Genomic DNA, 12,591 nt, shown 5'->3' on the forward strand with positions numbered 1-12,591 from the left:
GAACAATGATAGGCAAATGGGTAAATAGACAAGACGTCAAATAATAACGACAAGACACAGGGATAGTTATGTTTTCTAAAATTCTAATCGCCAACCGTGGTGAAATTGCTTGCCGAGTGGCCGCGACTGCTAAGCGTCTTGGCGTCAGTACCGTTGCTGTTTATTCTGATGCGGATCGTGAGGCCAAGCATGTGGCCGTCTGTGATGAAGCTATCTATTTGGGTGGTTCGGCACCAAAAGACAGTTATCTAAAAGGCGATGCTATTATTGCGATAGCGCTTGAAACGGGCGCTCAAGCGATTCATCCAGGATATGGGTTTTTAAGTGAAAATGCAGATTTTGCACAGGCTTGTCAAGATGCTGGCTTGGTGTTTATTGGCCCATCGGCGGATGCTATCCGTGCTATGGGCGGCAAGTCTGAGTCTAAGCGCTTGATGGAGTCGGCTGGCGTGCCGCTGATACCGGGCTATCATGGTGATAACCAAGATGCACAGTTCTTGCAGCAGCAGGCTGATAGTATTGGCTATCCTGTCTTGATTAAAGCCAGTGCAGGTGGCGGCGGTAAAGGCATGCGTATCGTGGAGCAAAGCAGCGATTTTATTGACTTGTTAGACTCATGTCGCCGTGAAGCGATTACCAGTTTTGGCAATGATCAAGTGTTGGTCGAAAAATACGCGCTAAAACCACGTCATATCGAAATCCAAGTATTTGGTGATACGCATGGCAATTATGTGCATCTGTTTGAGCGTGACTGCTCAGTACAGCGTCGCCATCAAAAAGTACTAGAAGAAGCGCCTGCACCAGGTGTTGATACTGCCATGCGTGAAGCGATGGGTACAGCGGCAATCGAAGCAGCACGTGCGGTCGATTACGTTGGTGCAGGTACGGTTGAATTCATCGTTGAGCAGCGTGAAGACTCTATGAATTTTTATTTCATGGAAATGAACACGCGCTTGCAAGTTGAGCATCCAGTTAGTGAGGCCATTACTGGTGTCGATTTGGTCGAGTGGCAGCTGTTGGTTGCTGCGGGTCAGCCATTGCCAAAAACACAAGACGATCTGGCTATCAATGGTCATGCAATTGAGGCGCGTATCTGTGCTGAAAACCCTGACAACAATTTCTTGCCAGCGACAGGTACTTTATTCACTTATCAAAAGCCTGAGCATAGTACCTTTAACATTACCGATGTGCGTATCGATGATGGCGTACGTGAGGGTGATGTGATCAGTCCTTTTTACGACTCTATGATTGCTAAGCTTATCGTCCATGCTCCTACGCGCGAGCAAGCGTTGGCGAGACTAGATCGTGCATTGGCACAGACGCGTATTGTAGGTCTGCCAAACAACGTGGCATTTTTGCGTTATATTTTAAATACCGATTCATTTAGCAAAGCCAATCTTGATACGGCATTGATAGAGCGTGAGCAGGATAAGCTTTTTGACCAGCATCCTCTCGGATTATCGACGCTTGTGGTGACAGCTATTGCCCAGCAGCTTGCGAGCGAAGCAACCACACAAGGCTCAGATCCGTTTAGCAAGCCGACGGGTTTCCGTGCTTATAGCGATTATACACGCTCCTTTAGCTTGGTTTATGATGAGCAGTCCTACAGCGCTCGCATTAGTAATTGGCACAATGCGAGTTGTGCTGATAGCAAAAAAGGCGGCGATAATCTCAGTAGTTTTACGCTCATCATTGGTAAAGAAATCGCGAATACGCAGGATGATAGCAATATCAATGTAGCTGCTCAGACCGAAACGGTTTACGAAGGTGAGGTCAATTATGATAGCAGTGACGCGCACAATCATACTTTATGGTTAGATGGTGCACGTATCAGTGCCCAAAGCTGGGTGAATAACGAGAGAGTTTATGTATTCACGGATAGTGGACGCGATGAAATTACGCTTATTGATATCATGGCACATGTGGGCGAAGATACAGCAGCGGTTGGCAGTTTAAAATCGCCAATGCCAGGACAAGTGGTTGCATTCAAAGTAGCTGTTGGCGATACTGTGAAAAAAGGCGAGCCACTTGCCGTCATCGAAGCCATGAAAATTGAACACACGATTACCGCACCGACAGATGGTGTGGTAGCAGAGCTGTTGTTTGCAGCGGGTGACTTGGTCGCCGATGGTGATGAGCTATTGCGCATTGATGCTGAAGGTTAATAAAGCTGATAATTAACAGCCAAATAACAAAAAGGATGACAAGTATGAGCCATTCGTATCCAAGCCATGTCACCATCGTCGATGTCAGCCCGCGTGATGGACTACAAAATGAGTCCATGACTGTGCCGACTGAGGTTAAGCAAACGCTTATCAATGATTTGATTGCGGCGGGTGTTAAAAAAACTAGAAGCGACCAGTTTTGTCTCGCCAAAGTGGGTGCCACAAATGGGTGATAACAGCGCGCTACTTGACGCACTAGCGCCGACGCGGCAGACGGACGTTTGCTACTCGGTACTGGTACCCAATATGCGCGGTTTTGAAAACGCCATTTTGCACCGTCCTGACGAAATCGTCATCTTTGGCTCAGCTAGCGAAACCTTTAGTCAAAAAAACATCAACTGTAGTATCGATGAGAGTATTGAGCGTTTTGCACCAGTGGCTGCGGCAGCAAAAGCGCAAGGCATCAAAGTACGTGGCGTTATCTCTTGTACGGTCGGTTGTCCTTATGAAGGTGACATTGACCCAAGCCAAGTAGCGTATGTCACCAAGCGGTTGATTGAGATTGGTTCAAAGCAGATTGGTATTGCCGATACGATCGGTGTGGGTACGCCGCTCAAAGTACAACGAGCGTTACAAGCTGCACTTGAGTATGCTGATATCTCTATGCTATCTGGGCATTTTCATGATACTTATGGTCAAGCATTAAGCAATACTTTGGCTGCATTACAAATGGGTGTTAGTGAGTTTGATACCTCTGTTGCTGGCCTCGGTGGTTGTCCTTATGCCAAGGGCGCAACGGGCAATGTCGCGACCGAAGATGTGGTATATATGCTGCATGGTATGGGTATCAGCACGGGTATCGATTTGGATAAATTAGTCGTGGCGGGCGAACGTATCAGCGAGTTCTTAAGGCGTCCTAACGGCTCAAACGTAGCACGTGCCATCATTAATAAACGTCAGTCTTAAATAGTATATTCAATCTACTGTGAAGGTATGACAGCGTTAACCTCGCTTGAAATATTCAATATACATCTACACTCGGTTGCCTTGTCACAGTTTTACATTGAGCTGACTATGACACTAAAAACGGTAGCAAAAATACAGTTATATTGGCTTTAAAAAAACAGATTAAAATTCGAAAACTAAATATTGAAATACAAGGAATAGTTATGAGTTTACCTGGATTAAATTTTCAACTTGGCGAAGATATTGACGCCCTACGTGATGTCGTACAGCAGTTTGCAGCAAACGAGATCGCTCCACGTGCTGCTGAGATTGATAGCAGCGATGAGTTCCCAATGGATTTGTGGCAAAAGATGGGCGACCTCGGTCTACATGGCATTACCGTTCCTGAAGAGTACGGCGGCTCTAACATGGGTTATGTCGCACACATGGTCGCGATGGAAGAGATTAGCCGAGCCTCAGCATCGGTAGCGCTTAGCTATGGCGCACACTCTAATCTATGTATTAACCAAATCAAACGTAACGGCTCTGAGGCACAAAAGCAAAAATATCTGCCAAAGCTAATCAGTGGTGAATTCATCGGTGCATTGGCAATGAGTGAGACAGGCGCTGGCTCAGACGTCGTTAGTATGAAGCTAAAAGCTGAAGAAAAAGATGGCAGCTATATTTTAAACGGTAGCAAAATGTGGATCACCAATGGTCCCGATGCGGATGTGATGGTGGTCTATGCCAAGACCAATCCTGAAATGGGTGCAAAAGGCATGACGGCCTTTATCGTTGAAAAAGGCATGGAAGGCTTTGGTACCGCACAAAAGCTAGACAAGCTCGGCATGCGTGTAGTCATACTGGTGAGATGACCTTTAATAATGTAAAAGTACCAAGCGAAAATATCTTGGGCGGTCTCAATGAAGGCGTTAAGGTACTGATGAGTGGCCTAGATTACGAGCGTGCCGTACTGGCCGCAGGTCCTATTGGTATCATGCAAGCAGTGATGGACAATGTTGTGCCTTATATCCACGATCGTAAACAGTTTGGTCAAGCGATTGGTGAGTTCCAGCTTATTCAAGGTAAAGTTGCGGACATGTATACAATACTGCAAGCAGGTCGTAGCTTCCTATATACCGTGGGTAAAAACCTCGATATGTTGGACGCGCGCGGTGCGGGTCATAGTCGAGAAGTGCGTAAAGATTGCGCCAGTGTGATTCTATGGTGTGCCGAAAAAGCCACCTGGATGGCAGGCGAGGGCATTCAAATATTTGGCGGTAATGGCTATACCAATGAGTATCCACTTGGTCGCTACTGGCGCGATGCTAAGCTGTATGAAATTGGCGCAGGTACCAGTGAAATTCGCCGTATGCTAGTCGGTCGTGAGCTGTTTAACGAGACCAAATAAGAAAGTATTGGGGCAATAACTAACAACATGTTAGCTATTTTCCAATAGTAAAATAAAAAAGCAGCACGTGTAAAACGTGCTGCTTTTTTGTGTCAACGTTAAACCGAATTATCTATAAGCGGTTAAGACTTATTGCGATAATCAAAGTATCTTGCCAAACCATTTAGTAATAAATCATCACGTAAGCGCACTGGACGATTAACATGCTGGGATATAATAGCTGCATCACCGCCTGTCATAATCAATTCAAAATTAGGGTGACGATGGCTAATCTCATTGATCGCGCCGACGATAGAGAGCAAAATACCGCGATGTACCGCGTCTTGAGTGGTTAAGCCTTGGTTGACGCTATCAAAAGTACCGTTCGAGATAGTGATTTGCTTAGTACCAGAGAACAGTGATTCACGTTGCAGGTAGATGCTAGGGAAAATATAACCGCCCAAATGCTCAGCATGATCAATCAAATCAATGGTCACCGCTGTACCGCAACCAATCACACACTGGCGTTTTTTTTCTTATCGACCGCACCGAGCATCTGTAGCCAGCGATCACAGCCGAGCTGCTGATCATTGTAAGCACTTTTCATCAGCGCGTGTGCGGCATCGACATGGACAAACTCAAACGGAATATTCAAACGACTGAGTGTCTCTGATACTTTGGCATTGAGATTGTCGCCTAATACTGATGAGATGCCAATAAAGTCAGGCGCATAACGCTCAAAGCGATCCGTCAGACCCATAAGTAGTTCGGCAGGCGCTTGCAAATGCTGCTTAGCATCATGCGCGACTATTTGTCCGATATCATCGGTTAGCCAGTATTTTAGGCGGGTATTTCCAAGATCAAGCCAGAGCATAAAAGTCCCTTTATATAGTGCTCGTTAATGATGGGGTTCATCAATATAGTTGTCTAAGCCTAATAAATAACGTCGATGCGTCCAGTAAAAAGCGTAGAAATCTTACCGCTATCTTGGCGCAATTGCAAACAGCCATGTGTGTCGACACCGCAAGCGATTCCCGTTATGACTTTTTCTTCGTTATTATAGTCTTGCGTGACGCGTAAGCGCAGACCTGATAGCGCATCCATCATCGCAAACTGCTCCAAAAAAACTATCCAAATAATAAGTATGACCGGTTGGCTGCTCTATACCTAAATGCTCAAAGCGTGTCATCGCTGCCATCAATGCTTTGCTCATCTGCTGATAGAGCATTGGTAGATCTGGTAGGCTCGCAGATCGTGTCTCTAAAGGTAGCATTTCATTGATGTCTTGTAAGCTAATCGCTTGGTAACTCATGCCCTCAGACGTTTTTGTGGTGAGCTTTGGTGCTGCTTGTACGTTTAGGCCAATACCTAGCACCACACCAACCAGTCTGCCAGCTTTAGTCACTGGCTCTATCAAAATCCCAGCCAGTTTATTAAAGGGTAGCGTACGCTGATTTGCTACATCACCATTCAATACGGAATCCAATACCGAGCTGTCCGTCATAGATTGCTCTTTGGATTGTTCTTTAGATTGGCTCTGAGCTTGCTGATAAAACCCCAAGTCATTTGCCCATTTCACCCCAATTGGCGTCAGTCCTTGTGCTTGTAGTTGCTCGTTCAACATTTGAATGACGGGCATTTTTGCCAGTTCAAGACCAATGATGAGCGATAATAAGCCACTGATCGGCATATGCACGGGATGATATAGCGATAGATAGACATTGCCGCGCGGTGATTGCCACGAGCGTCCGTGCTGTCCACGACCTGCGCTTTGGGCTTCCGCCGTCAAAACGTGTACGGTGGTGACATCTAACGACCCGTTTTGCAAGGCTTCTATCAGCTCGCTATTGGTCGAGGCGCTACTAGCCACATGACGGTGATTGAGCTCGGATAAATAGGTAGAAAAACTAGTGAGTGGCGGCATAAGTTTAGTCGATGTGGTTAAAGGAAACTTTGATATACTGAGCGATTGTTGCGGTCAGACAGTACCGAGTAAACAGCATAAAGGTCACGCTGAGATTTGGCAAATACAATTAAGCACGCCTAAGCGCTAGTGAGTACTATAGCGCCAGTCAGTATTATAAAAGGTTCGTTCTATGATGTTATATGTGTGGTTTGTGATTGCAGGCGCGTTTGCGGGTGTCAGCGCGGGCTTGTTTGGCGTCGGCGGTGGCATGATTATCGTGCCTGCATTGGTCTGGATTTTTACCGCTTATGACTTTTCGCCAGAAGTAATCACCCATCTGGCTATTGGGACGTCACTGGCAACCATCGTCGTGACCTCGATCAGCTCCCTGACCGCTCATAACAAGCGCGGCGGCGTGCGCTGGGAAGTATGGCGCAAGATGGCGCTTGGATTGGTTATCGGTAGTTTGGTCGGTGCTGGTATCGCGGATATGATTGATGGGCAAGCGCTACAGGCTATCATTGGTTTCGGTGCGCTATTGGTCGCTCTAAAAATGCTGTTCTTTTCGAATAAAGAGCAGGTGGGCAAACCGTTACCATCGGCCGGTGTCCAGTTTGGTGCTGGTACGGGTATTGGTATGGCGTCCTCTATCTTTGGCATTGGCGGCGGCAGCTTGACCGTACCGTTCTTGAACTGGGCAGGGCTTCCGATGAAGCAATCGGTCGGTACATCAGCGGCATGCGGTCTACCAATTGCCTTGGCTGGAGCAGCAGGCTTTGCTTGGTTCGGACAAGACGTAGTCAATCTGCCCGAGGGTACGATAGGGTTTGTCCATGTCACAGGATTCTTATTTATTTCAGTCGCCAGTTTTGCCATGGCAAAAGTCGGTGCCAAGCTTGCCCATATCTTACCTGCGCTGATGCTTAAGCGCGCGTTTGGCATATTATTAATATTTGCTGGAGGGCAGTTGTTGTTGAGTGGATTGGGTGTTTTATAGCAATAATGAGTTTTTATAAAATTAGTATGCAAACCGTGAGACATTATTAGTATGAAAGCTGCAGAAAAATACCGCCGTGTTTTCGGCTCAATGAATCATCTAAAAGACCAATTATCATGGACGACTGGTCTCTCTAATATGGTAGAGTTTTTGGCATGGGAGCCGCAGCGTATTTTAGGCATCACTAAAAAGCAATACGTACGCCAAATCATTGAGTGGGCGACTCACCCAGAGTTAAAGGACAAAAATATAGAAGAGATTGAGCAATCAGTCATCAAAAAGCTCAATACGAAAATGAATGAAACTGAGCAGCTAGAGACGTATTCAACGCAAACGATGGGTATCTGTAATGCGAGAGAAGCCGTGCGCCGCGTAACGTTCTTTTCTGAAGACTATCTAAATAAAGAATTCGATATTTTTTTGAGTTTGTGCAGTGATGTTTATCTGAACTTGTTTTATCAGCAGTTTATTAGCTTTGAGCCAAGTGGGTTATGGTCGACACATGGTAATAGCGGCATGTTTGAAAACAGTACAGAGCTAAAAGCAATGTATATGGACAACCTAGCCTATAACCATCAGGCGAATGTGCTGATAGCGAATGAGTTAAAACTCGCTGGTCGCAAAAACCCAGACCAAATCCTAAAATACTGCTTAATGTATGAGCACTTATTAGAAAAAGGCTTTATCGATAAAAGGGCAAAGTTTTTGTTACTGTTTATCGGTGGTGACGCGCTAAGGCAAAACAAGCGAACGCTCGTGGATCGGGAGCTGGCTCTCTGTCACAAAAGACCGAGGAAGTATCAGCATCTACTAAGACCAGAGCTGTTGGAGATAGTCGATCATTTAGAAGTAGCAAGTATCACATGGTCAGCCCTTATTGAGTTTAATAATCGCTACTTAGCAGAAAATGACACCTGCCAAGTGGAACAAAAACTGCTACGAGGGTTCCATCAAAGCCTTGAATCAAAATCGTTTATGCACTTAGCAGTTTAACCCTAAAAACCCACTACAATTTCAGGTAGAATAGCCGCCTGTTTTTGCTAAGTTTATTGACTCTTCATGCGTTTAAAATCTCTAAAGCTGGCAGGCTTCAAATCCTTTGCCAATCCAACCACTTTTACTTTTCGTCATGGTATCACCGCCATCGTCGGGCCGAACGGCTGTGGCAAATCGAATGTGATTGATGCTATCCGCTGGGTGCTAGGCGAAACCTCTGCCAAGCAGTTACGCGGCGGGGCGATGAGTGATGTTATCTTTGCCGGTACGCAAGATAAAACAGCCAAAAGCGTCGCCAGTGTCGAGCTAACCTTCGAGCATACCCAAGATGAGCAGACTGGTATTCGCCACGAGTTTAACTTGTACCAAGAGCTGTCGGTTCGCCGTCAGGTAAATAAGGATGGCCGCTCAGATTATTTTATCAATGGTACGCGTTGCCGTCGCCGTGATGTGGTCGATGTGTTTTAGGTACAGGGCTGGGTGCACGTAGCTATGCAGTGATTGAGCAAGGTATGATTGGCGGATTGTTGAGTCGAGTCCTTTGCAGTTGCGTGAGTTTATTGAAGAGGCGGCAGGTGTCTCGCGCTATCAGGCTCGCCGTGAAGAAACGCAAAAGAAGTTAGAGAAGACAAGGGACAATCTAGCGCGTCTGCACGATATGCAAAGCGAGTTACTGCGTCAACAAAAGACACTGTCTAAGCAGGCAGCTAGTGCGCAGCGTTACGAAGAGCTCGCCTTAACACTAGCTGATATCGAGCAGCAGCTCGCTATTCAGCAGCTGTATCAAGCCAAGCAAACCCATCAACAGCAGAAAGTAGCGCATGAGCGTAGTGCTGCTGAAGTATCGACGCTACAGGCCGATTATGACACGCTCAAAGCTCAGCAAGATAAGCTCATTGCTTGCATCAATCAAGAGCAATGGCTCAAAGACGATGCCCAAAGCGCTCACTATCAGCAGCAGCTCGGCTATCAACAAGCGGAACATCAATTGAGCGATGCTAAGTCACAGCTGACTACTATCGAGCAGCAACTGTCTGGCTTGGCTCAGCAGCGTGTGCAATCACTCGCTGATATCGAACGGCTCAACGCTGAACAAGCTGAGCTGAATCAAGCGCTAGAAGCATTACGCCCGCAGCTTATTGAGCTAGCAGATAAACGTGATAACTATAAGCGCAATGAGCAACCATTACAGCGCGCGTGGCATGAAGCGCAAAACAATCTGTCACGCTTACAAGATAAAACCCGTTCGCTTGAACAGCAGCAAGCCATTAACGCTCAAGCACAAAAGCGCCATCAGCAAAGCTATGATAAATGGCAACGCCGCGAGCAAAACTGGCAAAACCTGTGGCTGCAATTACAGCAGTCTATAGCGCCATCTGCATCTGACAGTGCTGATGTGAGTAAGACAACTGATATACAGGATCTAAGTCAAGCGCTAGAAAATCAAGTCACTGAGTTAAACACGCAGTTGCAGCAGATTGAGCGTCAACGCGACGCCGTCGATGAACGTTTGTCTGAGATACAACCGCAAGCACATGGCTTGCAGCAGAGACTGAATACACAGCAGAGCGAGCTTAGCGATGATGAAAAGCGTCATGCGTTGCTGGCAGGCGAATACGATACCCTGCATCAGATACTGCATCCTAAACCTATAAAACAGCAATCAGCAAAGACCCAAACTACTGCGACGGATAATGCAGATAACGATGGCATACATCATCAGCCGTTAGCTGTTGCAACGCTACGTGAGCAGATTGAGCTAAGTGCCAAGGGGCAGGAGCATGCGCCGCTACTCGATAATATCCTAGCATTGTGGCTAGATAGCCATGTGCTGGTTGCTAACCAACAAGCCAATCAAATCAAGCAATCAGACGCTAATAACGCTAACGGCATTTCTCAACAAGCGAATAGCTTGTGGCAAGCGCTTGAACATGACATTGCAGGTTTACTGACTTATCAGACGGCACAAAATACACCGGACAGTGCAAAAGATAAAGCTCTAGTAGAGACAGGTCATAGCTTATGGTTACCTACTGCGCAAAGTGCTATTAGTGACCAAGAATTTGTCAGCGAATTGCCAGACAATTTGATTGATAAAGTATTGCCATTATCGCAGTTGATTACTCAGCCGCTACTCTCGCTATGGCAGCAGTGCTATATATATACGGCGCAGTTTGAGACCAGTCAGCAGCATGAAATTGATACACTTACTGATGTACTAAAGTTATTACCATCGTCCGCTATTTTGCTTACCGCAGATGGTTGGCTGATCAGTCGTCATGGAACGATTAATTTAAGCAAATTCGCTGGTGCGCAAGATAGTCAAAGTGATAGCAGCAGCCAATTCCTCACGCAGCGTCTGCAACAGCGTACGCGTTTGCAAGCATTAGAAGACTTGCTTGATGAGTATGAAACTAAAATACAAGAGCAGCAAAAATCTATTGCAAAAGACCAGCGCGATTATGATGCGTTGATGGTTAGCTTGGAAGAAACGCGCGCGCAAGCTGAGCAGTTAACCCGTGATAAGCATCAATACCAGCAGCAACTGACGACCGAGCGAGCCAATGCTGAGCGGTTGCAAGCGGATAGCCAGCGTTTGAACGCTGATAAAGTAGCGCTTGAGCAAGAAAAGCAAGAACTGGCACAAGAGCAACAAACCCTTGAGCAAGAACAACAGCATATTGAAAGCGAGATTGCTACGCTTACCCCGCAAATAGCAGAGGCACGAGCGACAAATCAGCAACTGCAAGCTGAGCGCAGCGAGCTAAACCGCGCGCGTCAAGCTGATGATGACGCTTGGCAAGCATTACAGCTGCGTATTCAGCAGTATGAGATGCGCTTGGAACATAGTGTTAGCAGTCTGGCTCGTGCAACTGAGCAACACGACAAGTCGTTAGAGAATGAGCAAAGTCTACAGACGCGTCACGAGAAGCAGCAATCCAAGTTGCCAGAGCTACAAGCAGCTTTGCAGTCTGCACAGGTAACGCGCGATGAGCAGCAAGTGCTATTGAACGAGCGTGATACTGCGCTAACAGCACTAAAACAAACGTACGCTGAGCAGCAGACAGCATTTGATACATTGCAAAATACGTTACAAACGCAGCAAAAAGAGCTTGCCCGTCATGCTACTGAGCTGGCACTGAGTGCAGCGCGCTTGGAAGATGCTAGCGCACACACGCAGAGCGCTTTAGATGCCTACTATCGTGTAAGTCATAAATATAAAGCGCAAGCAGAGCAACCGCAACAAAGCATGAGCGTCTCAAACTTGCTAGCAGATTTCATCGCTCATGATCGCCGCGTTCGTCCAGACAAAATCGCTGAGCTAGAGTCCGAGCGAGCTAAGTTAACCCAGCAATTGAGTAAGATTGGGCCAGTGAATTTGGCAGCGGTCGCAGAGTTGGCCGAAGTGAACGAACGCCTAGAGCCACTCGCACAGCAGACGGCAGATATCGCGGCCAGTATGCAGACATTGACTGAAGCGATTGCCTCTATTGATGAGACGACCAAGACGCTGTTTATGCAGACGCTTGATGCGGTCAATAATGAGCTGGCCAATTTATTTGCCAAAGTCTTTGGCGGTGGGCAAGCCAGTCTGACACTGAATACCGAGGAAATGCCCGCCAATACGCCAAAGTCGGAACAATGGCGGGCAGGGCTTACCTTAATGGCACAGCCGAAGGGCAAACGCAACAGTCGCTTGGCGGTACTATCGGGTGGTGAAAAAACCCTTACTGCATTGAGTTTGATTTTTGCGATATTTAAGCAGCATCCTGCACCGTTCTGTGTGCTTGATGAGGTCGATGCACCGCTTGATGATGCCAACGTCGCGCGCTTTACCAGTCTCATCCATGAGCTAGCAGATGATTTGCAGTTTATTTTTATCAGTCATAATAAATTAACGATGCAAATTGCTGATGAGCTAAAGGGTATTACCATGCCAAGTGCAGGCATTTCTACACTCGTTAGTGTGTCGCTCGACGAAGCTGCGCGTTACGTAGAGAGCTAAGCGTGAAATAACCGACATTAAAAGTGCTATGAGAATCAGCGCGATGCAAATATAATCAATCAATTGGCATAAATGCAAATAAGCTTGACCTCAGTCCAGCATACTGGTTATAAAGTACACAATGTGGTGACGATATAGGTCAGCCATGCTAGAATATTGCCATTTATGCTCGTTTGTGTATTCCCT

At 46.6% G+C, this 12,591-nt stretch carries 7 protein-coding genes and 3 pseudogenes; 7 read left to right on the plus strand and 3 right to left on the minus strand.

All coding sequences use genetic code 11. From position 1 onward, the window contains the following. The first annotated feature begins 68 nt into the window (after nucleotides 1-68). The 3 genes and pseudogenes from TT11_RS08455 to TT11_RS08465 all read left to right on the plus strand — a co-directional run bounded on the left by TT11_RS08455 (nucleotide 69) and on the right by TT11_RS08465 (nucleotide 4,521). On the plus strand, nucleotides 69-2,165 hold the full coding sequence (locus TT11_RS08455) for an acetyl/propionyl/methylcrotonyl-CoA carboxylase subunit alpha (protein ID WP_261870020.1): 2,097 nt from the start codon (nucleotides 69-71) through the stop codon (nucleotides 2,163-2,165). Between the two features lie 44 nt (nucleotides 2,166-2,209). Then, nucleotides 2,210-3,131: pseudogene (locus TT11_RS08460) on the plus strand (hydroxymethylglutaryl-CoA lyase). A gap of 203 nt (nucleotides 3,132-3,334) precedes the next feature. After that, nucleotides 3,335-4,521, plus strand: a pseudogene (locus TT11_RS08465) (isovaleryl-CoA dehydrogenase). A gap of 122 nt (nucleotides 4,522-4,643) precedes the next feature. On the opposite strand, the pseudogene TT11_RS08470 reads toward TT11_RS08465, so the two are convergent. From TT11_RS08470 to TT11_RS08480, 3 genes and pseudogenes are all read right to left on the minus strand, one after another. Next, nucleotides 4,644-5,374: pseudogene (locus TT11_RS08470) on the minus strand (pantothenate kinase). A 59-nt stretch (nucleotides 5,375-5,433) separates the two neighbouring features. Then, complete coding sequence (locus TT11_RS08475; RefSeq protein ID WP_261870022.1) at nucleotides 5,434-5,607, minus strand: hypothetical protein; 174 nt, start codon at nucleotides 5,605-5,607, stop codon at nucleotides 5,434-5,436. After that, on the minus strand, nucleotides 5,558-6,424 hold the full coding sequence (locus TT11_RS08480) for a biotin--[acetyl-CoA-carboxylase] ligase (RefSeq protein WP_261870024.1): 867 nt from the start codon (nucleotides 6,422-6,424) through the stop codon (nucleotides 5,558-5,560). Before TT11_RS08480 ends, TT11_RS08475 begins: the two co-directional genes overlap by 50 nt. A gap of 175 nt (nucleotides 6,425-6,599) precedes the next feature. Here TT11_RS08480 and TT11_RS08485 point away from each other — a divergent pair, with 175 nt between their 5' ends. The 4 genes from TT11_RS08485 (at nucleotide 6,600) to TT11_RS08495 (ending at nucleotide 12,405) form a co-directional block, all read left to right on the plus strand. Then, nucleotides 6,600-7,403, plus strand: coding sequence for a sulfite exporter TauE/SafE family protein (locus TT11_RS08485; RefSeq protein ID WP_185156659.1), 804 nt, complete (start codon nucleotides 6,600-6,602; stop codon nucleotides 7,401-7,403). A 51-nt stretch (nucleotides 7,404-7,454) separates the two neighbouring features. After that, nucleotides 7,455-8,396: a hypothetical protein gene (locus TT11_RS08490; protein ID WP_261870026.1), complete on the plus strand. Its 942-nt coding sequence runs from the start codon at nucleotides 7,455-7,457 to the stop codon at nucleotides 8,394-8,396. Between the two features lie 66 nt (nucleotides 8,397-8,462). Further along, nucleotides 8,463-8,867 carry an AAA family ATPase gene (locus tag TT11_RS17225; protein ID WP_370587824.1) on the plus strand — a complete coding sequence of 135 codons (405 nt, stop codon included), beginning with the start codon at nucleotides 8,463-8,465 and terminating at the stop codon, nucleotides 8,865-8,867. Nucleotides 8,868-8,940: 73 nt separating this feature from the next. Then, a complete protein-coding gene (locus TT11_RS08495; RefSeq protein WP_370587825.1) occupies nucleotides 8,941-12,405 on the plus strand; it encodes a chromosome segregation protein SMC in 3,465 nt (1,154 codons plus the stop codon). Nucleotides 12,406-12,591: the final 186 nt, after the last annotated feature.

The sequence above is a fragment of the Psychrobacter sp. JCM 18901 genome (assembly GCF_000586435.1).
In the GTDB taxonomy this organism is placed as follows: domain Bacteria; phylum Pseudomonadota; class Gammaproteobacteria; order Pseudomonadales; family Moraxellaceae; genus Psychrobacter.

Excerpts from the sequence above, each read along its gene's own strand:
- TT11_RS08455 (WP_261870020.1), top strand. The coding sequence starts at position 69 with ATGTTTTCTAAAATTCTAATCGCCAACCGTGGTGAAATTGCTTGCCGA.
- TT11_RS08475 (WP_261870022.1), bottom strand. The coding sequence starts at position 5,607 with ATGATGGATGCGCTATCAGGTCTGCGCTTACGCGTCACGCAAGACTAT.
- TT11_RS08480 (WP_261870024.1), bottom strand. The coding sequence starts at position 6,424 with ATGCCGCCACTCACTAGTTTTTCTACCTATTTATCCGAGCTCAATCAC.
- TT11_RS08485 (WP_185156659.1), top strand. The coding sequence starts at position 6,600 with ATGTTATATGTGTGGTTTGTGATTGCAGGCGCGTTTGCGGGTGTCAGC.
- TT11_RS08490 (WP_261870026.1), top strand. The coding sequence starts at position 7,455 with ATGAAAGCTGCAGAAAAATACCGCCGTGTTTTCGGCTCAATGAATCAT.
- TT11_RS17225 (WP_370587824.1), top strand. The coding sequence starts at position 8,463 with ATGCGTTTAAAATCTCTAAAGCTGGCAGGCTTCAAATCCTTTGCCAAT.